The organism is Spiribacter sp. SSL99 (assembly GCF_009805925.1).
Taxonomy (GTDB): Bacteria; Pseudomonadota; Gammaproteobacteria; order Nitrococcales; family Nitrococcaceae; genus Spiribacter; species Spiribacter roseus.
On record NZ_MAOM01000015.1, the window covers coordinates 144,968 to 168,273 of the forward strand.

The 23,306-nt window shown below is 66.6% G+C and carries 27 protein-coding genes and 1 tRNA gene; 13 read left to right on the forward strand and 15 right to left on the reverse strand.

Features of this window, described 5'->3' with window-relative positions:
- Window positions 1-3: 3 nt before the first annotated feature.
- The 11 genes from BA899_RS10050 to gshA are packed head-to-tail and all read right to left on the reverse strand — an operon-like array spanning window position 4 to window position 8,955.
- Window positions 4-132 carry a hypothetical protein gene (locus BA899_RS10050; RefSeq protein WP_255425104.1) on the reverse strand — a complete coding sequence of 43 codons (129 nt, stop codon included), beginning with the start codon at window positions 130-132 and terminating at the stop codon, window positions 4-6.
- Window positions 129-899: a hypothetical protein gene (locus BA899_RS04340; RefSeq protein WP_159299854.1), complete on the reverse strand. Its 771-nt coding sequence runs from the start codon at window positions 897-899 to the stop codon at window positions 129-131. The genes BA899_RS10050 and BA899_RS04340 overlap by 4 nt, the downstream gene beginning before the upstream one ends.
- Window positions 844-1,596, reverse strand: a complete 753-nt coding sequence (locus BA899_RS04345) for a hypothetical protein (RefSeq protein ID WP_159299855.1) — start codon at window positions 1,594-1,596, stop codon at window positions 844-846. Before BA899_RS04345 ends, BA899_RS04340 begins: the two co-directional genes overlap by 56 nt.
- Entirely contained in the window at window positions 1,593-2,819 is a 1,227-nt protein-coding gene (locus BA899_RS04350; RefSeq protein ID WP_159299856.1) for a hypothetical protein, read from the reverse strand. The genes BA899_RS04345 and BA899_RS04350 overlap by 4 nt, the downstream gene beginning before the upstream one ends.
- Window positions 2,806-3,099: a Flp family type IVb pilin gene (locus BA899_RS04355; protein ID WP_148121928.1), complete on the reverse strand. Its 294-nt coding sequence runs from the start codon at window positions 3,097-3,099 to the stop codon at window positions 2,806-2,808. Before BA899_RS04355 ends, BA899_RS04350 begins: the two co-directional genes overlap by 14 nt.
- Before the next feature lie 55 nt (window positions 3,100-3,154).
- Window positions 3,155-4,771: a hypothetical protein gene (locus BA899_RS04360; protein ID WP_159299857.1), complete on the reverse strand. Its 1,617-nt coding sequence runs from the start codon at window positions 4,769-4,771 to the stop codon at window positions 3,155-3,157.
- 7 nt (window positions 4,772-4,778) lie between these two features.
- Complete coding sequence (locus tag BA899_RS04365; protein ID WP_144347505.1) at window positions 4,779-5,234, reverse strand: lipopolysaccharide assembly protein LapB; 456 nt, start codon at window positions 5,232-5,234, stop codon at window positions 4,779-4,781.
- Window positions 5,231-5,605 (reverse strand): DUF192 domain-containing protein, encoded by a 375-nt coding sequence (locus BA899_RS04370; RefSeq protein WP_200833057.1) that lies wholly within the window; start codon window positions 5,603-5,605, stop codon window positions 5,231-5,233. Before BA899_RS04370 ends, BA899_RS04365 begins: the two co-directional genes overlap by 4 nt.
- Window positions 5,602-6,495 carry a type II secretion system F family protein gene (locus BA899_RS04375; protein ID WP_159299858.1) on the reverse strand — a complete coding sequence of 298 codons (894 nt, stop codon included), beginning with the start codon at window positions 6,493-6,495 and terminating at the stop codon, window positions 5,602-5,604. The genes BA899_RS04370 and BA899_RS04375 overlap by 4 nt, the downstream gene beginning before the upstream one ends.
- Window positions 6,485-7,336: a type II secretion system F family protein gene (locus BA899_RS04380; RefSeq protein WP_159299859.1), complete on the reverse strand. Its 852-nt coding sequence runs from the start codon at window positions 7,334-7,336 to the stop codon at window positions 6,485-6,487. The genes BA899_RS04375 and BA899_RS04380 overlap by 11 nt, the downstream gene beginning before the upstream one ends.
- 32 nt (window positions 7,337-7,368) lie before the next feature.
- A complete protein-coding gene (gshA, locus tag BA899_RS04385) occupies window positions 7,369-8,955 on the reverse strand; it encodes a glutamate--cysteine ligase (protein WP_159299860.1) in 1,587 nt (528 codons plus the stop codon).
- Window positions 8,956-9,101: 146 nt separating this feature from the next.
- Here gshA and phbB point away from each other — a divergent pair, with 146 nt between their 5' ends.
- Window positions 9,102-9,824 carry an acetoacetyl-CoA reductase gene (gene phbB / locus BA899_RS04390; protein WP_144347497.1) on the forward strand — a complete coding sequence of 241 codons (723 nt, stop codon included), beginning with the start codon at window positions 9,102-9,104 and terminating at the stop codon, window positions 9,822-9,824.
- A gap of 5 nt (window positions 9,825-9,829) precedes the next feature.
- Here phbB and BA899_RS04395 read toward each other — a convergent pair whose 3' ends face one another.
- Window positions 9,830-10,126: an HlyU family transcriptional regulator gene (locus BA899_RS04395; protein WP_159299861.1), complete on the reverse strand. Its 297-nt coding sequence runs from the start codon at window positions 10,124-10,126 to the stop codon at window positions 9,830-9,832.
- A gap of 50 nt (window positions 10,127-10,176) precedes the next feature.
- Between BA899_RS04395 and BA899_RS04400 the strand changes: the two genes are divergently transcribed.
- Window positions 10,177-10,788, forward strand: a complete 612-nt coding sequence (locus tag BA899_RS04400; protein ID WP_144347495.1) for a class I SAM-dependent methyltransferase — start codon at window positions 10,177-10,179, stop codon at window positions 10,786-10,788.
- On the opposite strand, the gene BA899_RS04405 is transcribed toward BA899_RS04400, so the two are convergent.
- Window positions 10,722-11,900, reverse strand: coding sequence for a CynX/NimT family MFS transporter (locus BA899_RS04405; protein ID WP_200833058.1), 1,179 nt, complete (start codon window positions 11,898-11,900; stop codon window positions 10,722-10,724). The two genes, BA899_RS04400 and BA899_RS04405, sit on opposite strands and share 67 nt — an antisense overlap.
- 51 nt (window positions 11,901-11,951) lie before the next feature.
- Here BA899_RS04405 and BA899_RS04410 point away from each other — a divergent pair, with 51 nt between their 5' ends.
- From BA899_RS04410 to BA899_RS04460, 11 genes are all read left to right on the forward strand, one after another.
- On the forward strand, window positions 11,952-12,200 hold the full coding sequence (locus BA899_RS04410; RefSeq protein ID WP_159299863.1) for a hypothetical protein: 249 nt from the start codon (window positions 11,952-11,954) through the stop codon (window positions 12,198-12,200).
- Between the two features lie 4 nt (window positions 12,201-12,204).
- Entirely contained in the window at window positions 12,205-12,456 is a 252-nt protein-coding gene (locus BA899_RS04415; RefSeq protein WP_157809069.1) for a DUF2249 domain-containing protein, read from the forward strand.
- Between the two features lies 1 nt (window position 12,457).
- The gene (locus BA899_RS04420; RefSeq protein ID WP_159299864.1) at window positions 12,458-13,216 is read left to right on the forward strand and encodes a VIT1/CCC1 transporter family protein; all 759 of its coding nucleotides are present in this window, start codon (window positions 12,458-12,460) and stop codon (window positions 13,214-13,216) included.
- A gap of 20 nt (window positions 13,217-13,236) precedes the next feature.
- A complete protein-coding gene (locus BA899_RS04425) occupies window positions 13,237-13,704 on the forward strand; it encodes a universal stress protein (protein ID WP_110883281.1) in 468 nt (155 codons plus the stop codon).
- A gap of 6 nt (window positions 13,705-13,710) precedes the next feature.
- On the forward strand, window positions 13,711-14,214 hold the full coding sequence (locus tag BA899_RS04430) for a CinA family protein (RefSeq protein ID WP_159299865.1): 504 nt from the start codon (window positions 13,711-13,713) through the stop codon (window positions 14,212-14,214).
- 94 nt (window positions 14,215-14,308) lie between these two features.
- Window positions 14,309-15,352, forward strand: a complete 1,044-nt coding sequence (gene recA, locus BA899_RS04435; RefSeq protein ID WP_110883280.1) for a recombinase RecA — start codon at window positions 14,309-14,311, stop codon at window positions 15,350-15,352.
- Between the two features lie 5 nt (window positions 15,353-15,357).
- Entirely contained in the window at window positions 15,358-15,840 is a 483-nt protein-coding gene (locus BA899_RS04440; RefSeq protein WP_159299866.1) for a regulatory protein RecX, read from the forward strand.
- A gap of 12 nt (window positions 15,841-15,852) precedes the next feature.
- Complete coding sequence (gene alaS, locus BA899_RS04445) at window positions 15,853-18,459, forward strand: alanine--tRNA ligase (RefSeq protein WP_159299867.1); 2,607 nt, start codon at window positions 15,853-15,855, stop codon at window positions 18,457-18,459.
- Window positions 18,460-18,471: 12 nt separating this feature from the next.
- Window positions 18,472-19,746 carry an aspartate kinase gene (locus tag BA899_RS04450; protein ID WP_110883277.1) on the forward strand — a complete coding sequence of 425 codons (1,275 nt, stop codon included), beginning with the start codon at window positions 18,472-18,474 and terminating at the stop codon, window positions 19,744-19,746.
- A gap of 135 nt (window positions 19,747-19,881) precedes the next feature.
- Window positions 19,882-20,088, forward strand: a complete 207-nt coding sequence (gene csrA / locus BA899_RS04455; protein ID WP_159299868.1) for a carbon storage regulator CsrA — start codon at window positions 19,882-19,884, stop codon at window positions 20,086-20,088.
- 59 nt (window positions 20,089-20,147) lie between these two features.
- A tRNA-Ser gene (locus tag BA899_RS04460) sits at window positions 20,148-20,239 on the forward strand.
- 241 nt (window positions 20,240-20,480) lie between these two features.
- Here the strand turns inward: BA899_RS04460 and BA899_RS04465 are convergent.
- Both BA899_RS04465 and BA899_RS04470 read right to left on the reverse strand, forming a co-directional pair.
- Window positions 20,481-22,391, reverse strand: a complete 1,911-nt coding sequence (locus BA899_RS04465) for a GGDEF domain-containing protein (RefSeq protein WP_159299869.1) — start codon at window positions 22,389-22,391, stop codon at window positions 20,481-20,483.
- A gap of 72 nt (window positions 22,392-22,463) precedes the next feature.
- Window positions 22,464-23,294 carry an A24 family peptidase gene (locus BA899_RS04470; RefSeq protein WP_159299870.1) on the reverse strand — a complete coding sequence of 277 codons (831 nt, stop codon included), beginning with the start codon at window positions 23,292-23,294 and terminating at the stop codon, window positions 22,464-22,466.
- Window positions 23,295-23,306: the final 12 nt, after the last annotated feature.

Here is a 23,306-nt window from a genome sequence, read left to right on the forward strand (position 1 = left end):
GGTTCATAACGGAATGGCCAGCGACCAGAGGGCCTGGTCGGTGTGGGTGGCAAACGCCTCGATCAACCGATCAATGCCCGACCAGATGCCCATCAGCCCGGCGATGACCGCCAGATACTCGGCGCTGCTCATGGTGTGCCCCCTGGCGTGACCCGCTGCGCCAGTACCAGGGTCTGACCGGAGCGGCGTAGCAGCTCAACTCGGATCGCTTCCCCGTCGCGATGCAGCCGTATGCGCCGGCGCCCGGCAATGCCCGGGCCGTCGACATCGGATCCCCGCCAGCCGGCGGCTTCAAGCGTCCGGATCAATGCCCGGGCGGCCGGCGCGGGCCCCAGGGCGGTGCGGGCGTGCACCGAGGCGCCGGCGGCATTGCGACTCTGGAACTCGATCTCGAACCCTGCGGGCAGGGGCAGATAGGGCCTGGGGGCGGGCGGCTCGGCGGTGTCGAGGGGCATCAGGCTGATCATCACGGCATGCCCGGCACCGTCCGACCTGACCGCGAGGCGCCGGGAGAATGTGTCGCTGGCCTGCCAGACCGTGTCGTCACGTCCGTCCCCATTGGAATCGGTCGCCTGCAGGACACCCGGATGGGCCTGCCAGTCCTGACGATATCGCGCCATGAGGCCATCGAGCCCGGTCTCGGTGGTATAGGCGAGCGTGCACATCGGAAGTCCGCCGATCATCACGCGGGCATCCCGCAGCACCTCGCTGGCATCGGCGGTCATGCTCAGGCCGTCGAGCTCGCCGGCGCAGGCGTTGCGCGCATCGATCTCGGCCGCGAGCAGCAGACCGGGCAGCATGCCGAGCCAGTGCCAGCGGGGCCGTCGTGACCGCTGACGACGCTCAGCGCCGCGTTGGCAAGCGGGCCGGCGGGGGAATGAAATCGGTTGCACTGGCATCACGTCCTTCCTTGAAAACAAAAAATCGACCGAGGACCTGGGCGGGTCTGGAGAGCGCATCAACCGGTTCGCTGGCGACGATCTGCTGCAGGCGCTGCTCAAACTCATCGTCCGTAGCGGCCTGCCAGACCCGGGGCGAGAGCCCGCCCATGGCCGTGAGGGCGACCGGCGGGCGGTCGTCGCCCGACTCGAGGACCGGGCGGACCTGCAGGGTGACCCGATCACCGCGCAGGCCGGTGCGCTCAAGACCGAGCATGTTCCCCGAGAGTCCGACAAAGGAGGCGATTGACGGGGTTGACGCGCCGTAGGCGAGGCTGCGCACGGCACGGCCTGCCACCGGCAGGCGGGATGGCGTCTGACCGGTCGGCCGCGAGTGGTGCGCGTCATCGTCGATGCGCAATGCGCCCCCGGCATCCCGCCAGAGTGGATTGCGACTCGGCCCCTGGCGCCGCAGTGGCTCGATGGCCAACAGCGGGGCATGGTCATTGCCAAACACCCGATCCTCGATGGCGAGGTCGCTTTCGGCAGCGGCGGTATCGCCGGCGAGGCTCTGCCAGGCGGTGTAGCGGGCGGCGGCATGGGTGGCGCGGTCCATGTCGGCGAGTCGGCCCAGGTAGTCCATCGCCACAAACGCCGGGATCAGCGCCACCAGGCCGACCAGCGATTCGGTGATCGCACTCCCCGATTGACGGCTCATGGCAGGCCCGGTGCTTCAAGGCGGGTCAACGACGCCTCCCAGAAGGGATTGAAAAGCGTGGCCGGGCGCTGCCGGTCGGGGCAGTGCCGGCCGCAGTCATCCGGGACGCGATAGCGCACCTCGCCAATGCTGATGTGGGCGTTGATCGAATCGCCGTCGGCGTCGCCGGGTAGCGGTGCGGTGACCAGCGCGGGAATCCGGACCAGGCTTTTGTCCCGCGGCGGCTGGCGAAGCCGTGTATAGCGGCTGACGCCGATGTAATTCCCGGCCAGCCGATCGGCATCGGCACGACCGCGCGCCAGGGTGGACCATGACTCCCAGCTCATCTTGCGCCAGTCGAAAAAGCTGACCTGCAGACGATCGCCGGAGCGCCAGCCGCCGGCATCGGTACGCGGGGGCTGTTGGGTCACGCCCTGTTTGCGGAACCGCACCACCCGCAGAATGGAGCGATCCCAGTCGCGGCCGCCGGCACCGAACCGCGGCCGCCCGGACCGGGCGGGGCCCCGAAGCCAGCGGCTCAGGCGGCGGTCGTGGTTGATCGTGGATCGCAGCACGCGCTGGAAATAGCCGTCGTCCCGCCTCGGCGTGACGCCTTCGAGTTTGAGGTAGGCCGATACCTGCCGACTGAGGAGGCGGGCGTCCATGGCCGTGGCGTAGGGGCGGGGGATGGCATCGATGGCGCTTCGCTCATTGACCTGGAAATCGTCCCCGTAGCGCTCCACCACACGCTGCATGACCGCATCGACTCGCCCCGGTCGGAGCCCGTTACGGGCCCCGTACTGCGCAAGCGACAGCAGGTCCATGTAACGGTCGGCGCTGACGATGTAGCCGCCGGCCGCGATCGATGCGGTCTTGATCGCGGCGTCGATGAGTCGCTGCGCCTCGCGGGCGGCCACGCCGACATAGGGCAGGAACTGGGCATAACGGGAGATCTGGCGCGACGCCTCACCGCTGTAGCGCAGCCAGCTGATGGTGGCCACCAGATGGCCCACGGCGATGTGACTCGCGATCAGGCTGCGGTTGGTGTAGGCGATCAGGTTGAGTCGCCGGGCCGTCCAGCTCGCACCGCTGTAAGCAGCGGCGTCGGCGGCATTGACCACCGCCGACTCCTGCCCGATGCCGCGGATCGAGCGGTGCGTCAGCACGATCGCGGCGGCCGCGAGGGCGAGGGTGGCCAGAACCACGGGCAGGATCTGGCCACCCTGGCGGTCAGTTCTGCTCATTGAAATTCTGCAGCGTGTCTTCCTGACCCGCCCGGTCGGCCGCGCGCTGTGAGTTGTTGTCGGCCTGGTCGACCTGGTCGCTGCCATCCTGACCGGCCATCTCCCGGGCCATGGCGGCGGCCTGGCTGGAAATGGTGTCGCCGAAGGCCGAGAAAATGCCGATTCCGGCCACCGCGATGAGTGCGGTGATGATGATGTACTCCGACATCCCCTGACCGCGTTGGCGATGAATGCGACGGGTGGACGGGCGGACCGGCGGGTGTGGGCGTTGGATGGGCATGGCGCCTCCTTGACTGGGCGTTGAAAAGGCCGTGTATCGATCAGCCTAGAAACAATCACCGAAGGCGCGAAGTACCGCTGGTCGGGGGGTGCAGGGATCCGGCCGAGCGGCAGCGCTCGGGGCGATCAACGGTGGCGAGCCAGCGGATCCCGGGCGCATCCGCCGCCTCACCGGGCAGCCACCGGATGGCAAGTAGGCCGTGGGGAGTGGGTTGCAAGCCGTAAGCCGGCGGGCGGATGTCATTGACCGAGGCGTTCATCGCCATTAGTCCGGTCTGCTCGCAGAGCCATACTAGCGCCCGGTCACGGGCCGCCGGGACAGCGTCGGCGTTGTGGCCAAGGCCGTACGCCCGGGTGAGTCGGGCGATGGCGGCGCGGTGCGAGGCACCCTCATCCGGGGCGATGGGTCCGTCGGCCACATCGGCGACGACATCGTCAGCCGCTGGTGGCGCGGGCAGGGGCAATGTGGCCACCGCCTGCACACCCCCGGGGGCGAGGCGGCGTCGGCGGCCGTCCGGGTGCAACACCATGCTCGGCCCGCCGTGGGCGACGACAAGGATCGGCACACCGCTGCGCGCGGCCTGCAGATGCACGCTGCGCCGATGCAGTCCCCCGAGGCTCGCCAATCCCGCTGTCGGCAGGTGGGCCGGGTTGACGATCAGGCGCGGCCCTCGGGCGACGGCCCGGTCCACGGCGCGGGGGTGGCTGGCATCCGAGCAGATCAGCACTTCGAGGGCTTGCAGGTCGTTCCGGTCCGGCTGGTCGGTTGTGCTAAGGGCCGCTTCGGCGAACGGCAGGGGAAAGGCCTTGGTCCATCGCCCGGTGGGGGCGTTGCGCACCTTGACGCCCGGGGTGATCGACACTTCGCTGCGAAGCTTTCCAGGTTCGAGGTAGCGATACCCATGCCGCAGGTGGATCATGCCGCCGGGTGGCCGCTGCCAGGGCGGCGGCAGCAGGACCGGGGACGCCGCTTCCGGCCAGACGACCCATCGTGCCTCGATCCGGGCAAGCGCGGCGTGGGCGAGGGCGGTTGATGTGCCCGGGTCGTCGTCAAGCGTCTGGACAATGGCGATGCGCGGCGCGTCGGACGGTGCGTGGGGCGGCGGATCCACCGGGATGAGGATCATGGGCGCGAGGCCCAGCGCGATCAAGGTTGGCATCAGCCAGCTTCGGGGCCGCGAGCGTATTCCGCCGGCCATGAGGGCGACGGCCAGCCCGGTCTGCCACAGCCCCAGGGCCGCATCCGCAGTGATCACACCGCCCGCGTCCACAAGGCGGAACGGTACCACCGATGGCGGCAGGAAAAGGCTCAGCGAGATCGGGATCCCCACCGACCGCAGCCCCGCAAGCAGGCCGATCAGCCCCACCATCGCACCCACCAGGCGCCAGGAATGGGTGACGCCGTGGCGATCCGCCGCCGCCAGGGCCACGACGATGAACGCCGCGAGAACCGTGAGCATCACTCCGATCGCGAGGGCCGGCTCCTGGCCCGCGACGGGGCCCAGGGCCATCCCCATTGGCAGTCCCAGTGCGATCAGGGTGTTGCGCACCCGCGTCCGTCGCGACTGACGCATGCCCATCAGCCACGGAACCAGCCAGACCAGTCCTGCGGGCGGGAAACCCACCGGTGGCAGTGCCGCCACGGCGAGCAGGCCGGCGAGGAACCCCGTCATTGCGGCGTTACTCGGGTGCGGGCGGGGCCTCGCCGAGGGCGTCAATCGCCCGGCGCAGGTCCACGAGCGCCGGCCGGCCGGCACTGACCGGAGCCAGTCGTTCGTGCTGCCCGAGCCGCCGGCGGGCCTGCTGGAGATGGACGACCGCGAGGTTGTAAGTGGCAAGGACGTGACCCGGGTCGCGGGCGAGCGCGGCCTCGAAGTGCTCGATGGCGTTATGGGAATCACCGGCGCCGTAGGCAATCAGTCCGAGCTGGAAGTGCGGTGACACAAGCTCGGGGGAGCGCTCGATCACCGCTTCATAGCCCTGCCGGGCGCGTTCGGGATCGCCGTGCTCCAGGGCGGCATCGGCGCGGGCAAGGCGCTCGATCACCGATGGGGCATTGTTGCTGGGCAGGGCCACACAGCCCTGGAGCAGTGCGGCCACCGCCAACAGGCGGACTGAGGTCCGGATGCGGCTCATGGGTAATCCCTGTTGCAGTAAAAGCGCCGGCCCGTGAGTGGGGGTGGCAGTGTGTCGGCGGCCATTTCGAGGGTGGCCCGGGTGCCCCGCGGCGCCGTGATCCAGCGGCCCGGCGGTACCCGCGATGTCACCCGCAGCACCCTGAGCTCGCGGTCAAGCTGGGCAATATCGATCGCAAAGCGCATGCCAAGGGTGTGCACCCCGCCCCGCGCGATCAGCAGCAGGCCGCAGTCGCTGGCGGGCGCGTCGCTCCGCCCGAGCAGTCCGATGAGACGGGGCACAAAGCGGTCGGCCACCTCCACCCGGATGCGCCGGGGTCCGCCGGGCGGGGGCATGAAAAGGCAGGTGGGCACGGCGCCGCGATGCTTCATAGCAGCCCGCCTTCCATGAACTGAAGGACAATCGGGAAACCGATGATCAAAAACGTGACCGGAAACAGCAGCCCCACCAACGGGGCGAGCATTTTCACCGGCGCCTCGTTGGCCTTTTTCTCGGCGGCCGCGAAGCGTTCACGCCGGCGTTGGGCGGCCTGGTCACTGAGCGTCTGGCTGATCGCCGCGCCGGTCTCCTCGGCCTGGGCGATGGCCGCCACGAAGCCGTGCACGGCACTCAGATCCACCCGCCGGGCCATGCGCTCGAGCGCCTCGAGGCGTGCCACACCCGTGCGCGTATCGCGGTCGATGCGCTGCATCTCCGCGCGCAGCGGCCCCGGTTCGAGATGCCGGGTGCACTGCGGCAGTGCCGCACTGAAACTCAGCCCGGCGCGGACCGAAAGCCCGAGCAGCTCGAGCAGTGCCGGGAACTGGCGGGCGATCAGGCGCTGTCGCCGCTGGCCCTGATCGCGCAGCCAGATCGCCGGATAGGCATAGCCCAGCACCAACCCTGCCAGTACCGAGCCGGCCCCGCCGGCGTCCAGCGACTCGAGTGCCGGCTGCAGGACCAGCGCGGCCACCATGGTGAGCACGGCCGTGAGCCCCCGCAGCACCAACCACTCGCCGGGCAGCACCGCATAGCCCATGCCGGCCCGGTCGAGTCGCGCGGCCAGGCTCTGGGGCGGGAACCAGCGCGTGGGATCGACCTCGGCGTGAATGAGCCGCGCCAGCGGCAGCAGCAGTCGGAACAGCCGCGGCGAGGGATCCCGCCAGCGATCCACCGCCGGGCCGCGGCGTACGCGCGCAAGCTCGGCGACGCCGGCCACGCCGCCCGCCGCCGCAAGCCCCAGCAGGCCCGCCGTCCATTGCGCGGCCGCCTCAGATATCAATGGCGACCACCCGGCGGATCCAGACCATCGCCATCGCCATGGCGACGGCCACGATCATAATGACCGCCCAGCCGAGGGGCTCGGTGAAAAGCCGCGCCATCATTGCCGGTTGCTGGAGATAGAGCATGCCGCCGATGCCGAACGGCAGCACCATCATCACCCGGCCCTGCATCCGCCCCATGGCCGTCAGTGCGGTGATGCGTTCTTCGACCTGGGCGCGCTCACGCAGTGTGATGGAAAGCGTATCGAGGGTATGGGCGAGATCGCCGCCCACGCGACGCGAGATCATGATGGCGTTTCGAAACAGCGCGGTCTCCTCGGCGGGCACGCGCTCGGCGAACCCACCCAGCACCGTCTCGAGCTCTTCACCCAGGCGCTGGCGGCTCAGCATCAGGCCGAACTCCTGGCTGAGCGGAGCGGGCTGGCGCCGCGATACCAGGGCCATGGCCCGACCGATGTTCGTCCCGGCGCGCAGTGAGCTGGCAAGGGTCTGCAGGGCATCGGGCAGCTGGCGGATGATCGCCCGGCGGCGGCGTTCGCGGATGCGGTGCACGCCGATGCGCGGCAGGGCCAGTCCGGTCAGCCCGGCGGCGACCGCCACCGGCCAGGGCAGGACAATGGCAGTGAGGGCGGCGAGCACCAGCCCCAGTCCCACAGCGATCTGCAGGAGGCGGCGGGCGGGCAGATCGATGAACTGCGCGCGCAGATCATCCTGCGCGGTCGCCTGAATATGCGAGCGATAGCGCTGAATGGCGGGTACCAGGCCACTCACCAGCGCCATCAGGGCAAGGCCGGCTGCCAGACAGGCGGCGATCAGGGCGAGCAGTGCGAAAGACATCATGGCCCCGACACTGCCGGGGCCCCGGGGCGGGTTCAACGACCGTTGGTCGATTCCTGGGCAAAGTACTGATCGACGAACGCCTCGAACGGGGGCTCGTCGCGGGCCTCCATGTCGGCCTGCTCGGCGCGTGAGCGGATCGCCTCGTCGGCGAGGCGCGCGCGCACCGATTCGTCCAGTGGCCACTGGCGGATGGTCTCGACATGCTCGGCCGAGGTGCGCAGGGCGAATTCGACGAATTCCTCGTTGCGCGCCCGCATGGCGGCGAGCACCTGCGCGGAGGGAGTCCGCGCGGCGTCGGCCACCGATGCCCGGTAATCGGCGAGGATGCGACTGTAGCGGCCGTCCTGGTGCACCTCGTCGAGGAGTTCCGCCGGGCCGGTCATCGCGCCGAGTAACTCATCCGCCCAGTCCCGCAGGCCGACCCGCTCGCCATCGCCGCGGTGCAGGGTCAGGTTCGGGTCGCGCCCGTGGCGGGCGACAAGGCCCTGATTGGCATTGATGTGGTGCTGCTCGAGGGCGTTGATCGGTGGACTGTCCTCGAGCAGACAGAACACCAGGAGGGTCTCGAGAAAGCCGATCTGATCGGCGTCGATGCCGATCGGGTTGAACGGGTTGAGATCCAGCGCACGGATCTCGACATACTCGACGCCGGCCCGGTTGAGCGCGCAGGTCGGCGGCTCGCCGGACTGGGCGAGCGCCTTGGGTCGGACGAAGCTGTAGTACTCGTTCTCGATCTGCAGCACGTTGGTGTTCAGCTGGCGCCAGACGCCATCAACGAGCGTGCCGATGCGCGCGTATTCCGGATCGGGGGTGCTGATCGCCGCCCGCAGGCTGGCCACGTAGGCGTCGAGGTTGTTGTAGTCGATCTCGAGGGCGGCCTGGGCGTTGTTCTTATAGCCGATATCACTCATGCGCAGGGACGTCGCATACGGCGTGTAGAAGGTGTTCGCCGAGAACGATTCGAAGTCCAGGTTGCGACCGCCGGTGAACGACTTGCAGATCGCCGGTGAGGCGCCCATCAGGTACGGCACCAGCCAGCCATAGCGCTGGAAGTTGCGGATCAGCCGAAAGTAGAAGTCCGAGCGGAAGGTGGCGAAGTCGCGCCGGTCGTCCTCGCGCGCCTGGACCGAGCGCAGGAACGCCTCGCTGAACGAGTAATTGAAATGGATGCCGGCGATCGCCTGCATGGTCCGCCCGTAACGCCAGTCCAGGCCGTGGCGGTAGACATGCTTCATGCGACCGATGTTCGAGTCGCCGTAATCGGCGATGGGAATGCTTTTATCGCCACCGACGATACAGGGCATGGAGGTGGCCCAGAGCAACTCGTCGCCGATCTGATCGACGGTGTAGCGATGCAGACCGGCGAGATGCTGCAGTGCCGCCTCGCCATTGGTGTAGGCGGGGGTGACCAGCTCGAGCAGCGCCTCGGAGTAATCGGTGGTGATCTCCGGATGACACAGCGGTGAGCCGAGCCCCTCGGGATGCGGCGTCTGCGCGATGTGGCCGGCGGGCGTCACCCGCAGGCTTTCCTTTTCCAGGCCATGGCGGCTGCCGGCGAGCAGACCGCGCTCGCCATGGGCCTGCAATCGTTTCACCCGACGCTCGGCGCTACGGTTCATGGTGTTGGACTACTCGATTCCGAAAGCCGCGATTGTGCCGATGTCGAGCGTCATTTGGAATGGCATGTTGCGGTGCGTATCGCCATACGGCGCGGGCGGCGGGTACCGTGCAGCCATTCACTGTGCGATATCCGGAGGATCACGGCATGACGAGAACGGCACTGGTAACCGGAGGGACCCGGGGCATTGGGGCCGCCATTGCGCGGGCGCTGCGAGACTCGGGCCATCAGGTCATCGCGACCTATCAGGGCAATGACGAGGCCGCGGCGGCGTTCACACGCGATACCGACATCCCGGCGCGCAAGTGGGACGTCTCCGACTTCGCGGCCTGTCAGCAGGGCGTGGCCGACGTGGTGGAGACCTATGGCTCCGTCGACGTGCTCGTCAACAATGCCGGCATCACGCGGGACGCCACCCTGCACAAAATGGAGGAGGCGGACTGGAACGCGGTCATCACCACCAACCTGAACTCGGCGTTCAACATGACCCGGGCGGTCATCAATGGGATGCGCGAAGCCGGCTTCGGGCGGATCATCTCGATTGCGTCGATCAACGGCCAGAAGGGCCAGATGGGGCAGGCCAACTATGCCGCGGCCAAGGCGGGACTGATCGGCTTCACCAAATCGGTGGCCCAGGAGAATGCCCGTCGGGGCGTGACGGCCAACGTCGTCTCACCGGGCTATATCAGCACGGAGATGGTGGCCGCGGTGCCAGAGAACGTCCTTGAGAAGATCGTCGGCCAGATCCCGGTCAACCGCCTCGGCGAGGCCGAGGAAGTCGGTCAGGCGGTGGCCTACCTGGCGAGCGACGGGGCGGGGTTCGTCACCGGCTCAACGCTGAGCATCAACGGCGGCCAGTGGATGGCCTGATCGCCTCAGTGTGAGGCGTTGAAAAGGCTCGGCCCCTGTTCGTCGATCAGGCGCCGTGCCTTCTCCAGCGTCACTTCGGCGGCCATCTCCTGGCTGCCATGGACATCCGCGCGCACGAACGTGGTCGTCAGCGTGGTGCCGTCCCGATCCATTGAAATCTGTCCGCTGACCCGCCAGCCGCCGGGATCCTCGCGCGGCGTCGCGCTGATCGTGTAGCCCTGATAGGTGGTCTCGGCCACCACCCTGGGGGGATTGTCGCCGCCGTTGCGACCCATCATGCTGCGCATAAATCGTATGATCATGACCTGACAATGCCCATCACAACGGTGGCGATCAAGGGAGCGACGCGCGGATGACGACCATGGCGGATCGACTGACGTTTCTGAAGGGATTCCTCCAGCGACCCCGTGAAGTGGGATCGGTGGTGCCCAGCTCGCGCTTTCTCGAACAGCGCCTGCTTCGCGTGATTGACGCCGCCCATGCCCGGACGCTGGTGGAACTGGGGCCTGGTACCGGCGGGACCACCCGCGCCGTGCTGAAAGCCCTGCCGGCGGATGCCCGGCTGCTCGCCATCGACACCAACCCCGCGTTCGTCCGCGAACTGGCGGGGATCCGTGACCCGCGCCTGCATGTGGCTGAGGGCAGTGCCGCTGACCTGGCCACGCTGATCCGCCAGCACGGGCTGACGGCGCCGGATATCGTGTTCTCGGGCATTCCCTTCTCGACCCTGCCGGAGGCCGTGGCGGACGGCATACTCGAGTCGGTCTGGGCCGCCCTCGCACCGGGCGGGCGGTTCACCGCCTATCAGTTCCGCGATGCCGTGTGTCGGCAGGGACGCCGGGTGATGGGCGAGCCACTGGTGGAGTGCGAATGGGTGAATCTGCCGCCCATGCATTTCTATTCGTGGGACAAGCCAGAGCGCGCCGGCAGGCGTCGCGCCAGTGGCAGCGCCACCGCGCCGTAGATCAGGATCGGCACCACCGAATAGCGCGCCGCCCCCAACCAGTCGCCGACCAGCCCGCCCAGCAGCGGGACAAAGAAGTTGGTGATGGCGCCGACGGCGAACATGCCGGCGGCCAGCGCGGCTGTGGCATTACCGCGGGTATAGAGCGGCGGCAGGGCGACCAGCAGGATCAGCAGCAGGCCGACCGACAGACCCGTGGGGATGAGCGCGGTCAGCGCCGGCCAGCCCGCCAGGAACAGGAAGCCGCTGAGTCCCAGCAGACTGACGAGCATCAGTACCTGCAGTGGCCTCGGGTGGCCGATCCAGCGCTGGCCCACGGTGAACATGATCAGCGAGGCCGCGATCTGCGTGGTGTTGAACAGCGTCAGCGCGAGGGGCAGCAGTTCGGCCTCGCCGCGGCCCTCGAGCACGGTGCCCATATAGGCATTGACGCCAAAGAACACCGATCCACTCGCCCCCAGCAGGATCCCCAGCTTCCAGACCAGCGGCCGGCGCCAGTCAGGCAGCCAATGCCCGGTGTCGTTTTCAAAGGCCCGCGAGGGACGGCTCAGCAGCCGGATGCTGAGCGCCGGGATCAGCGCGGGCAGCGACCAGAACAGCAGCGTCAGGCGCCAGTCGCCGCCGGCCAGGGGGAGCATGACCGGCAGCGTCAGGGTGGAGCCGATGACCTCGCCGATCAGCATGCCGTTCATGTAAATGGCGGTGCCCATGGCAATCCGCGATGGCCACCATTCGGTGAGCAGCGTCGGCAGCGCCGGCTGGATGCCGGCAATGGCGATGCCCATCACGGCGGTGGCGATGAAAAGCGTCGGCACGCCACCCAGCCCCCGCGCGGATGAGCTCAGGACCACCAGAAGCAGGGCAGTGATGAGGGTGCGGCGGGCGCCGATGCGGCTGATCAGCCACGAGGCGCCAAGCCCCGCCACCGCGAGCATCAGGATCGGCAGGGTGGTGAGCGCGCCGGTGGCCGCCTGTCCCAGATTCAGATCATCGGCGATGCGGGGCGCGAGGGGCGGGGCGACGAGCACGGTCAGGCGCAGATACAGGCCGGTCAACCAGAGCAACAGCATGACGATGGGCGTTGATGGTGTTTTCGACGCGTCGGTGTCCATGCATTCCCCGGGCATTAAACGCTAGACTCTAGCACCGAAAGGAGGTCTTTCATGCGGTGGTTGAGTGATCCCAATGGTATCCAGTGGAGTGTCGACGTGCTGTTCGGTTCCTACGGGACCTATTACCTCATGTTCAGCCCCGGGCCGGGCGAGCACTCCGGGCAGCCGCGCAAGCTGGCCATTGCCGCGGACTCGCAGCGCGAGGCGGCGGCCGCGCTGGACGCCATGGATGAGGCGGCGCTCGTCGCCGCGCTCGCCGATTCCACCGACTTCAACGAAACCTCGCCGCTGGGGTTCTAGCGCGATGGACGGGGGTTATCCCGGCGGCGTCATCGACCTGCGCCTGCATCGCCCGCAGACCCGGCTCATGCTGGTCGAGCAGACCCTCGCCGCGCTGCAGCCGGGCGAGGACATCCTGCTGGTGTTCCGCGAGCGCCCCGCGCATCTGCCCGACTATATCCGCGCCCAGTATCCGGATCGCTTCGAGGTGACCGCCGTCGACACGGGCCCGGAAGTCTGGAGCCTGCGCGTCCACCCCCTCGACACGGACGCCTGAGATGCGGGAGCTCGAACACAGCCATCGGCCCGAGGACATCCGCCATCGCCTGGAGTCGGGCCGGCGCACCAGCTACCTGCGCGACGCCATTCTGGGGGGCATCGATGGCTGCGTCACCACCTTCGCCGTGGTGGCCAGCGTCGCCGGCGCCGGACTGCCCGGCCTGATCGCGTTCAGCCTGGGGCTGTCGAGCCTGATCGCCGATGGGTTCAGCATGGGGGTAAGCAATTACCAGGGCGTGAAAAGCGATCGCGATGCCGTCGAGCAGGCCCGGGCCACGGAAAACAGCCACATCCGCGAGGTGCCGGACGGCGAGCGCGAAGAGATCCGCCAGATCTTCGCCCGCAAGGGCTTCGAGGGCGAGGTGCTCGAGGAGATCGTCGAGACCATTTCCGCCGACGAATCACTCTGGGTGGAGACCATGCTGCGCGAGGAGCACGGGCTCGACCTCGAGGGGGCGGAGCCGCTCCGCGCCGCGCTGTGGACGTTCGGCGCCTTCGTCATCGTGGGCGCCATTCCACTGCTGCCGTTCATGCTCCCGCTGGTGGGCGTGGACGTCGCATTCGCCGTGAGCAGCGTCCTGACGGCGGTCACGTTTTTCGGCATCGGCTTTGTCAAAGGCGTTATTCTGGGCGACGGCCATTGGCGTGCCGGCATCGAAACGCTTTTCATGGGCGGTGGCGCGGCCGTGATCGCCTATCTCGTCGGCGGCATTTTCGAGCCGATGATGACTGAGATGGGATTGGCCATATCGGGTTAAATCGACAAGGAGAGAGCATCATGTCCCGTCAACCCAAGATCCTGATCGTTCCGGTGGATGGCTCCGAAGGCGCCAGTGCGGCGGCCGAGTATGCGCTTGGTCTGGCACAGGCACTGGATGTGCCGGTCCGCCTGCTGTACGCCTTTCCCCGTGATCCGGTCGACATGTTCGGCATTCCCACCGAGGCGCCCGGCCCGGAGGAGCTGGAATACTTCTCGCCCGAAGCCTTCGAGCGCCTGCGCGATCAGAGCGCCGAGAAGGCGTTCGCCGCCACCCGCGAGGTGCTGGGTGAGACGGCTGTCGAGATCCAGGAGCAGATCGTCTCGGGCCATCCCGCCGAGGCCATCGTCGCCCATGCCGCCGCTGAGGATCAGCCCCAGGTGGTCATCGGCAGCCGCGGCCTGAGTGGCTTCAAGGAGTTTCTCCTTGGAAGCGTGAGTCAGCGGGTGCTGCATCAGGCCGACTGCCCGGTCACCGTGGTGCGCTGACCCGGCGTGACCGTCCCAACCGACAACGGTCTGGCGGAACGGGTCAGGCGTCTCGCCACCGGTCTTGGCGACGCCGGCCAGCGACTGGTGACGGCCGAGTCATGCACCGGGGGCTGGATCGCCAAGGTGTGTACCGATCAGCCCGGCAGCTCAGCCTGGTTCGAGGAAGGACTCGTCACCTACAGCAATGCCGCCAAGCAGGCGCGGCTTGCGGTGCCGGCTGAGACTCTGGCCCGACACGGCGCGGTGAGTGCCGCCACGGCCGAGGCAATGGCCCGGGGCGCGCAGGCCGGTATCGCCGGGCGGGTCGCCGTCGCCACCACGGGTGTCGCCGGTCCGGGCGGTGGTACGGCCGGTAAGCCGGTGGGGCTTGTCTGGTTTGCCTGGGGCCTGCCCGCGGGGCAGGTGGTCAGTGAGGCAGTGACCTTTAAAGGCGATCGTGATGCCATTCGCCATCAGAGTGTGGTGCATGCCCTCGATGGGCTGCTGATGCGTTTTCCCACCGCCTGACGCGGCGGTCTGGCCGACGGCCGGGGTGGGCGGTTGGCCGGGACTATGGGACAATCAACGCATTATCGACAGCTTGTACACCCAGGGGTTGAGCATGGACGAAGATCGCAAGAAAGCATTGGGCGCGGCCCTCGGCCAGATCGAAAAGCAGTTTGGCAAAGGGGCGGTCATGCGCATGGGTGATGCCCGCGCCGTGGGCAACGTCCCGGTCATCTCCACCGGCTCGCTGGCCCTGGACGTGGCGCTTGGCATTGGTGGCATCCCGCGCGGCCGGGTGGTGGAAATCTATGGCCCGGAGTCGTCCGGCAAGACCACACTGACCCTGCAGGCCATCGCCGAGGCGCAGCGCGCCGGCGGCACGGCGGCGTTTGTCGACGCCGAGCATGCCCTCGACCCGGAGTACGCCCGCAAGCTTGGCGTGGACGTGGATGAGCTGCTGGTCTCGCAGCCGGACACCGGCGAACAGGCGCTCGAGATCGCCGATATGCTGGTGCGCTCAAGTGCCGTGGATGTCGTCGTGGTCGACTCGGTGGCCGCCCTCACGCCCAAGGCCGAGATCGAGGGCGAGATGGGTGACTCGCATGTCGGCCTGCAGGCGCGGCTCATGTCGCAGGCACTGCGCAAGCTCACCGCCAACATCAAGCGCTCCAACACCACGGTGATCTTCATCAACCAGATCCGCATGAAGATCGGCGTGATGTTCGGCAGCCCGGAGACCACCACCGGCGGCAATGCACTCAAGTTCTACTCATCGGTGCGTATGGACATCCGCCGCATCGGGGCGATCAAAAAGGGCGACGAGGTGATCGGCAACGAGACCCGCGTCAAGGTGGTCAAGAACAAGATGGCGCCGCCGTTCCGGCAGGCCGAGTTCGAGATCCTCTACGGCGAGGGGATCTCCCGCGAGGGCGAGCTGATCGACCTGGGCGCCAAGAACGGCATCGTCGACAAGTCCGGCGCCTGGTACAGCTACAACGGCGATCGCATCGGTCAGGGCAAGGACAACGTCCGCAACTTCCTCAAGGAGCATCCGGAGATCACCGATTCCATCGAGCAGGCGCTGCGCCAGAAGCTCCTCGATCTCCCCTCGGATAATACGGCGTCGACGACCACTGAAGAGGGCGGGGCGAACGCCTGAGCACCATGAGCGACGGCGCCGGCGACCCCGCCGAATCGATCCGCGAGTGCTGCATCCGGCTTCTGGCCCGCCGCGAGCACTCGCGGGCCGAACTACAGCGAAAGCTCGAGGCGCGTGACTTCCCACGCGCCGATATCCCTCCCGTGCTGGACGCCCTTGCGGCGGAGAATCTCCTGAGCGATCAGCGCTTTGCCGAGATGTTCGCGAGAACGCGTTCGGAAAATGGCCAGGGCCCGCTCAAGATCCGAGCGGATCTGCAGGCGCGCGGCGTCACTGGCGCAGACATTGACCGCTCACTCGAACTTGTCGACGATACGTGGTTTGAACACTGTCGTGCCGCCTGGCAGCGGCGGTTCGGGCGCGCGCCTGCGGATCGGCGCGAATGGGCCCGGCAGGCCCGGTTTCTGGCCGGCCGCGGGTTTGGGAGCGAACTCGTGCGTCGCGTTCTCGACGCGGCGGCGGGCGACGATGACAACACAGACACTTGAAAGCGAATCGGCATGAATAAAAGCAGTGCAGCCATCCGTCGGGCCTTCCACGAGTTCTTTGCCGAGCGCGGTCACGAAATCGTGCCCAGCGCCTCGCTGGTCCCCGCCAACGATCCCACCCTGCTGTTCACCAATGCGGGGATGGTGCCGTTCAAGGATGTGTTCCTTGGCCGCGAACAGCGCCCCTACAACCGCGCGGTCAGTGCCCAGCGCTGCGTGCGCGCCGGCGGCAAGCACAACGACCTCGAGAATGTCGGCTATACCGCCCGGCATCACACCTTCTTCGAGATGCTGGGCAATTTCAGTTTCGGCGACTATTTCAAGCGCGATGCCATCCGCCATGCTTGGGCGTTTCTCACCGAAACCCTCGAGCTCCCCGCCGAGCGGCTGTGGGTGACCGTCTATGCCGATGACGATGAGGCGGCCGGTATCTGGCTCGATGAAATCGGCGTGGACCCGGCGCGTTTCGTGCGGATCAGCTCCTCCGACAACTTCTGGTCCATGGGGGATACCGGTCCCTGCGGACCCTGCTCCGAGATCTTCTACGACCACGGCCCCGAGGTGCCCGGGGGCCCGCCGGGCAGTCCGGACGAAGACGGCGATCGCTATGTCGAGATCTGGAACCTGGTGTTCATGCAGTACGACCGCGGCGCCAACGGGGCGCTGTCGCCGCTGCCTAAACCCTCCATCGACACCGGCATGGGGCTCGAGCGCATGGCCGCCGTCGCCCAGGGGGTGACCAACAACTACGACATCGATCTGTTCCGCCGGCTGGTGGACGCCGCGGCCGGGCTTGTTGGCACTGATGACCGCGCGTCGAGTTCGCTGCGCGTGATCGCCGATCATATCCGCGCCTGCTCGTTCCTCGTGGTCGATGGCGTGCTTCCGAGCAATGAAGGCCGCGGCTATGTGCTGCGGCGGATCATCCGACGGGCCGTGCGGCATGGTTACAAGCTGGGAGTCAGCGATCCGTTTTTCTGGCGGCTTGTGGAGCCACTGGTCGGTGAAATGGGCGAGGCCTATCCCGAATTGGTCGAGCATCAGGCGCTGGTGGAGCGCGTCCTGCGACTCGAGGAAGAGCGTTTCCGCGAGACCCTCGAGCAGGGGCTGCGGCTGCTTGAGACCGATCTCAAGGATCTCGAGGGCGACACCGTGCCCGGCGAGACCGTGTTCAAACTCTATGACACCTTCGGTTTTCCGGTGGACCTGACAGCGGATGTGGCCCGCGAGCAGGGGCTGCACCTGGACATGGAAGGGTTTGAGGCGGCGATGACGGCCCAGCGCGAACGCGCTCGGGCGGCCAGCGTGTTCCGTGCCGAATACGGCGGCGCGGCCGATTTTGGTGGCACCACCGAGTTCAGTGGCCACGCGGTCTATGAGGACGCGGCCGAGGTGATCGGGCTGTACCGCGACGGTGGGGCGGTGGACACCCTGGCCCCGGGGGACACCGGCATGGTCATCCTCGATCGCACGCCTTTTTACGCCGAGGCCGGCGGCCAGGTGGGGGATAGCGGTCATCTTGTTGCCAATGGTGTCGAGTTTGCGGTCGACGACACCCAGCGCTACGCTCAGGCGCGCGGGCACATCGGCCGCATGATCAGCGGTGAGCTGCGGCTTGGGGATGCCGTGGACGCCCGAATCGACGGCGCGCGCCGCGATCGCACCACCCTCAATCACACCGCGACCCACCTTCTGCATGCGGCACTGCGTGAGGTCCTCGGCGAGCATATTCACCAGAAAGGGTCATTGGTGGCGCCGGATCGGCTGCGATTCGACTTTGCGCACTTCGAGCCGATCACCGCCGAGCAGCGCCGCGAGATCGAGGCCCTTGTGAATGCCTGGATCCGGCGCGATCAGGATGCCGAGATTTTCGAGACGGGGTATGACGAGGCCATCTCCCTGGGCGCAACGGCGCTGTTCGGTGAAAAGTACGGGGATCGGGTGCGCGTGGTGCGCTTTGGTGATGTCTCCACCGAGCTCTGCGGGGGCTCCCACGTTGCGGCGACCGGACGCATCGGGTTGTTCCGTCTGATCGCCGAGGGCGGTGTGTCGGCCGGGGTGCGGCGCATCGAGGCAATCACCGGCGCCGACGCGGTGGCCCGGGTCCAGGCCGACGCTGCGACCCTCGACGCTGCGGCTGAGCGCCTGAAGGTCTCACCGGATAACCTGCTGGTGCGGCTGGATCAGGACATTGATCGGCAGCGCTCGCTGGAGCGCGAGCTCGGCCGGCTCAAGCAGAAGCTCGCCAGCCAGGCCGGCGACGAGCTGGCGGATGCCGCCACCGACATCGAGGGCGTCAAGGTCCTGGCCGCCCGGGTGGAGAACGCGGGCGAGTCACTGCGGGACACCGTCGATCAGCTCAAGAACAAGCTCGGGCGGGCCGTGATCGTGATCGCCGCCGAGGATGGTAACGGCAAGGTCCGTCTCGTGGCCGGGGTCACCAGTGATCTGACCGGGCAGGTGCGTGCCGGGGATCTCGTCAACCACGTCGCCACCCAGGTGGGGGGCCGCGGTGGCGGGCGGCCCGATTTTGCCCAGGCGGGCGGGAGTGATGCGGCGGCCCTGCCGGCCGCGCTCGATTCCGTCACCGACTGGGTGCAGTCACAGCTTCAGTCATAACAAGGGAACGGAATGTCGCTAGTTGTCCAGAAATTCGGGGGCTCGTCGGTCGCCAACATTGAGCGCATCGAAAACGTCGCCCGCAAGGCCATCGCCTCGCGCGATGCCGGTCATGACGTGGTCGTGGTGGTCTCCGCCATGAAAGGCGAAACCGATCGGCTCAACGAACTGGCCTACGGGGCCGCGCAGAACACCACGCCGCGTCCGCGTGAACTCGACCTGCTGCTGTCCACCGGCGAGACCGTCACCATTGCACTGCTGACCATGGTGCTCGAGCGCATGAACGCCCCGGCGCGCTGTCTCACCGGCGCGCAGGTCCGGATCCTGACCGACAGCGCCTTCAGCAAGGCACGCATCCAGGACATTGATGCCGAATCGATCCGCGAGGACCTGGGCGCCGGGCGGATCGTCGTGGTGGCGGGGTTCCAGGGCGTCGACGAAAACGGCTCGATCACGACCCTCGGCCGGGGCGGCTCGGATACCACCGCCGTCGCGCTGGCCGCCGCCCTGGAGGCCGACGAGTGCCAGATCTATACGGATGTGGACGGCGTCTACACCACCGATCCGCGGGTGGTTCCCACCGCGCGGCGCCTTGAACAGGTCACCTTCGAGGAGATGCTCGAACTGGCGAGTCTGGGCTCCAAGGTGCTCCAGATTCGGGCGGTGGAGTTTGCCGGCAAGTACCAGGTGCCACTGCGGGTGCTGTCGTCCTTTGAGGATGGCCCCGGGACATTGATCACGATGGAGGGACAGAATATGCAGCAGGGCAGTATGGAAGAGCCCCTGATCGCCGGCATCGCCTTCAACCGCGATGAAGCCAAACTGACGATGATCGGCGTGCCGGACACGCCGGGGATCGCGACTCAGATTCTCGGGCCGGTGGCGGATGCCAACATTGAAGTGGACATGATCGTGCAGAACATCAGCAATGATGGCCTGACCGACTTCACGTTCACCGTCAATAAGTCGGAATATGACCGTGCGCTGGAGATTCTCCGCCGACAGGCCGAGGTGCTGGGTGCGCGCGAGGTGTTCGGTGACAGCAGCATCGTCAAGCTCTCGCTGGTGGGCGTGGGAATGCGCTCGCATGCGGGCGTGGCGAGTCTCATGTTCAAGGCGCTTGCCGCCGAAGGCATCAATATCCAGATGATATCGACCTCCGAGATCAAGATCTCGGTGGTTACCGACGAAAAATACCTCGAGCTCGGCACCCGGGCGCTTCACAAGGCCTTTGAGTTGGATGACCGCAGCGGCAAGACCGTGCGGGTTGAAGGCCAGTCCGACTGAATGCGGGGGAGACAGCCCCCGCCTCAGAATATACAATTATGCTTTGGCCTAAGTAGTCCGACCGGAAGGGAATCATTGCAAGGCTATGCGAGTCCGACGTATAGGTGGCCGCAATAACAACGAGGAGTCGTCGGAATGCTTATTCTGACCCGCAGGGTGGGCGAGACCCTGATGATTGGCGACGACGTCGCCGTGACGGTGCTGGGCGTGAAGGGCAATCAGGTCCGCATCGGCGTGAAGGCCCCGAAAGATGTCACGGTCCATCGTGAGGAGATCTACGAGCGCATCCGCGAAGAAGACGAGGGCAATGCCACCGGCGATGCGGGCTCCGAGGATCGCTGATCACCGAACCGGGCCGGTTTACGCCGGCCGGCCTGTTCCCGTATCCTACGCGTTCAATTGGAGAGGTGGCCGAGCGGCTGAAGGCGCTCCCCTGCTAAGGGAGTAAGGGCTTGATCGCCCTTCGTGGGTTCGAATCCCACCCTCTCCGCCAGACACAAAAAAGGGGCCGCAGGCCCCTTTTTTGTGTCTGATAGAAAAGGAGGGTTCGAACCCACGAAGAAACAGATGATGGGTTCGACCAACTGCCATCAGGCAGTTGGGACGCGTCGCGCAGCGATGCGCCCGAAGGGTGAGGCCCGCAGGGCCGAATCAATCCCACCCTCTCCGCCAGACACAAAACAGGGGCCGCAGGCCCCTTTTTTGTGTCTGATAGAACAGGGGGTCGAACCCACTCAATTCCCCCCTCCAAAGTAGTGCGCCGGCGGCTGCGGCCTTCCGAGTAAAAACCCCTGCTGAATCGGAATCCCCAGTGACAGGACCGTCTGGCTGAGCGTTTCCGTCTCGATCCCCTCGGCGACGACATGGATATCCAGCGCCTCACACAGCATCCCGATGGAGCGGACGATCGCCCGTGACTTGGGATCATCAATCACTGCGGTGATGAGGGTCTTGTCGATCTTGACGTACTCGATGTCGAGCTCACGCAGTCGATATAGGTTGCTCTCCAGTGCCCCGAAGTCGTCCAGCGCGAGTGTCGTGTGCCGGCTGCGCAGTTCCTCCCAGGCGGTCTTGAGACCGGTGAGATCATCGCCGAAATGCCGCGGCAGCCCGCGCTCGGTGACCTCGATGATCACCTCGGGGCCATTGGGGCAATCCGCACCGAAATCGTAAGCGAACTGATCCGGGTCCTGCAGGTTGTTGAGATCCTCCAGCCCGATGTTGAAGGTGAGAAACCCAACGCCGGAGCGCGCGGCCTGCTGGGTCAGGGCACGCCGCATGGCCACGACATAGGCGTAATACTCATCATCCTTCATCACCTCGCGGAATCGATCAAGAAAGATCGCGGGCGGACGCATCTCGCCCTCGCAGTTCCAGCGGATCAGTGATTCGTAACCAAGTGTCTCGCCGGTGCCGACGTTGACGATGGGCTGGATGTGATACTCGAACTCGTGGGTTTTAAGCCCCTGACGGATCCGCAGATCGGTCACGAACGCGCCGGTGCTCTGCGAATGGGCGATGAACTCGGCGTCGGCGCAAACGATGCGTCCCCAGTCACGCTGTTTTGCATGCTTGAGAGCCAGGTCGGCCTCGGAGAGCCGCTGCGATAGCGAATCCTCCGGGCCGACGATTACGGCCCCGCCGCACACCTTGATCTTCTCGAGCTCCTCGATTTCGTCAAAGCGCACGGCATGCAGGGCCGTGGTAACGGCATGGCCGATCTGCTGGACCGATGCCCACTGTGTCGCGGGGATCATGATGGCGAAGTCGTCGCCGTCCAGGCGTGCCACGGCTGCGCGTGGCCCGAGGGTTGCCCGCAGCGTCCGGGCGACGATCTGCAGGATTCGGTCACCGATCGCCAGGCCATGGCCGGCGTTGATCGCTTTCATGTCGTAGAGATCGACCAGCAACAGGGCCTGGTGGAGGAATCGATCGCGGTCGCGGAATCGCTCATTGAACCCGAACCGTGACAGTTCGCCGGTCACGGGATCGACGTGGAGTTGTCTGCGCAGGCGGTTCTCGAAACGGGTCTGGATGAACAGATAGCCGCCGAAGATGCCGAGCACACACCACATCACGAACGACTCGAGCAGGAACTGCCGGAACCGCGCGTCGGTGCTGGCCTGCACGTGGGGGGCGTCGGTCCGCAGGGTAATGCTGCCCACCGTCCGCGTCCCAAAGGGAATCGAACTGGTGTAACCCAGCGCCGGAAAGCGCCCGCTGAAGCCGGTATCGCCGCTGGCGCTCTGAGGGCCTGTGGGATCAGCGAAAACGAGGGTCTGATCCTGCTTGCGTGCCCTGACCAGTACATCGCCCTGGTGATTGGCGACCACCACGACCCCGATGGTCGGCATCGTTTCCAGCAGGCGCAGCCGCTGCTCGATGCTGCTGCGATTGTTCAGCAGCACGCTCTGGCCGATCCGTTCGCTGAGAAGCTGGGTGGTCCGCTCGAGTGATGAGCGGACGTTGCGCTTCTCGGCGTCCACCGAATCGCGGTAGTTATCGTAGAAGGCGCCTGTAACGCCGAACCCAAGTAAAAGGATCAGCCCCAGCAGGAGCATCTGCACCCAGCGCAGATGGCGGATATGACGCCAGCAGGTTCGAAGGAAATCGAGCACTCGGGTGTCGCCTTGATTGGCTGCCATCATTGGATGGTCAACGACCGTATCTTATTTCACCCCGAGAGGTCAGCCTAAGGTAACGAACAGTTATCCGGGTTAAATGCTACCGGACCACGGCGGGAGCCAGGCGGCGAGGGCAGGGGGAGCGGTGATCGCCAGCCAGCCGGCAATGGCCAGATAAGGGCCGAAGGGGATCTCGCGCTGGCCGTCGATGCCCTTGAACGGCGCCTGAATCAATAAGACGACCAGCGCAGCGATGGGGGCCAACAGCAGCGTCGTCACCAATGCCTCGGGGCCACCCCAAGCACCAATCAGCGCAAAGAGCTTGAAGTCGCCATAACCGAGTCCATCGATGCCACGCAGCCATCGATAGGCCATGTTGATCATCCAGAGAGACGAATACCCCAACGCCGCTCCCAGGATGGCCAGAGTAGGGGAGATGAAGTCGGTGCCTACGCTGACAAGCAGCCCCAGCCAGAGGCCACTCAGCGTGAGCCGGTCCGGCAGCAGATGTGTTTCGAAGTCGATGACGGCCATCGCGATCATCAGCCAGCTCAGGACCAGCATCGCGCCGGTGAGCGGCTCGACGCCGAAACGCCAGACGATCCACGCGGTGACAAGCGCGGTGAGTACCTCGGTGAATGGATACCGCGCCGAGATCGGATTGCCGCAGTCCCGACACCGCCCGCGCAGGATCAGCCAGCTGATGATGGGAATATTGTCGCGAATGCGGATGGCATGTTGGCAGTGCGGGCAGTGCGACCCCGGCCAGGCGATGCCGGGCGGGGCCGGATCGTCGCCGGCAGGCGCGGTATCGGTCTGGCGGGCCTCATGCTCGATCTGCGCCGGCAGGCGGGCAATCACCACATTAAGGAAACTGCCGATGAGAGCGCCGATGAAAAAAGCCGTGACAACTACCGAGAGCACGCTAAACCTGCC

What these genes read in the sequence shown, in the direction of transcription:
- alaS (WP_159299867.1), top strand. Translation starts at nt 15,853, where the DNA reads ATGAATAAAAGCAGTGCAGCCATCCGTCGGGCCTTCCACGAGTTCTTT.
- BA899_RS04415 (WP_157809069.1), top strand. Translation starts at nt 12,205, where the DNA reads ATGGACGGGGGTTATCCCGGCGGCGTCATCGACCTGCGCCTGCATCGC.
- gshA (WP_159299860.1), bottom strand. Translation starts at nt 8,955, where the DNA reads ATGAACCGTAGCGCCGAGCGTCGGGTGAAACGATTGCAGGCCCATGGC.
- BA899_RS04360 (WP_159299857.1), bottom strand. Translation starts at nt 4,771, where the DNA reads ATGACGGGGTTCCTCGCCGGCCTGCTCGCCGTGGCGGCACTGCCACCG.
- BA899_RS04370 (WP_200833057.1), bottom strand. Translation starts at nt 5,605, where the DNA reads ATGAAGCATCGCGGCGCCGTGCCCACCTGCCTTTTCATGCCCCCGCCC.
- BA899_RS04380 (WP_159299859.1), bottom strand. Translation starts at nt 7,336, where the DNA reads ATGATGTCTTTCGCACTGCTCGCCCTGATCGCCGCCTGTCTGGCAGCC.
- BA899_RS04395 (WP_159299861.1), bottom strand. Translation starts at nt 10,126, where the DNA reads ATGATCATACGATTTATGCGCAGCATGATGGGTCGCAACGGCGGCGAC.
- BA899_RS04365 (WP_144347505.1), bottom strand. Translation starts at nt 5,234, where the DNA reads ATGAGCCGCATCCGGACCTCAGTCCGCCTGTTGGCGGTGGCCGCACTG.
- BA899_RS04420 (WP_159299864.1), top strand. Translation starts at nt 12,458, where the DNA reads ATGCGGGAGCTCGAACACAGCCATCGGCCCGAGGACATCCGCCATCGC.
- BA899_RS04450 (WP_110883277.1), top strand. Translation starts at nt 18,472, where the DNA reads ATGTCGCTAGTTGTCCAGAAATTCGGGGGCTCGTCGGTCGCCAACATT.
- phbB (WP_144347497.1), top strand. Translation starts at nt 9,102, where the DNA reads ATGACGAGAACGGCACTGGTAACCGGAGGGACCCGGGGCATTGGGGCC.
- BA899_RS04410 (WP_159299863.1), top strand. Translation starts at nt 11,952, where the DNA reads ATGCGGTGGTTGAGTGATCCCAATGGTATCCAGTGGAGTGTCGACGTG.
- BA899_RS04440 (WP_159299866.1), top strand. Translation starts at nt 15,358, where the DNA reads ATGAGCGACGGCGCCGGCGACCCCGCCGAATCGATCCGCGAGTGCTGC.
- BA899_RS04340 (WP_159299854.1), bottom strand. Translation starts at nt 899, where the DNA reads ATGCCAGTGCAACCGATTTCATTCCCCCGCCGGCCCGCTTGCCAACGC.
- BA899_RS04345 (WP_159299855.1), bottom strand. Translation starts at nt 1,596, where the DNA reads ATGAGCCGTCAATCGGGGAGTGCGATCACCGAATCGCTGGTCGGCCTG.
- recA (WP_110883280.1), top strand. Translation starts at nt 14,309, where the DNA reads ATGGACGAAGATCGCAAGAAAGCATTGGGCGCGGCCCTCGGCCAGATC.
- BA899_RS10050 (WP_255425104.1), bottom strand. Translation starts at nt 132, where the DNA reads ATGAGCAGCGCCGAGTATCTGGCGGTCATCGCCGGGCTGATGGGCATC.
- BA899_RS04400 (WP_144347495.1), top strand. Translation starts at nt 10,177, where the DNA reads ATGACGACCATGGCGGATCGACTGACGTTTCTGAAGGGATTCCTCCAG.
- BA899_RS04350 (WP_159299856.1), bottom strand. Translation starts at nt 2,819, where the DNA reads ATGAGCAGAACTGACCGCCAGGGTGGCCAGATCCTGCCCGTGGTTCTG.
- BA899_RS04425 (WP_110883281.1), top strand. Translation starts at nt 13,237, where the DNA reads ATGTCCCGTCAACCCAAGATCCTGATCGTTCCGGTGGATGGCTCCGAA.
- BA899_RS04405 (WP_200833058.1), bottom strand. Translation starts at nt 11,900, where the DNA reads ATGGACACCGACGCGTCGAAAACACCATCAACGCCCATCGTCATGCTG.
- csrA (WP_159299868.1), top strand. Translation starts at nt 19,882, where the DNA reads ATGCTTATTCTGACCCGCAGGGTGGGCGAGACCCTGATGATTGGCGAC.
- BA899_RS04355 (WP_148121928.1), bottom strand. Translation starts at nt 3,099, where the DNA reads ATGCCCATCCAACGCCCACACCCGCCGGTCCGCCCGTCCACCCGTCGC.
- BA899_RS04465 (WP_159299869.1), bottom strand. Translation starts at nt 22,391, where the DNA reads ATGGCAGCCAATCAAGGCGACACCCGAGTGCTCGATTTCCTTCGAACC.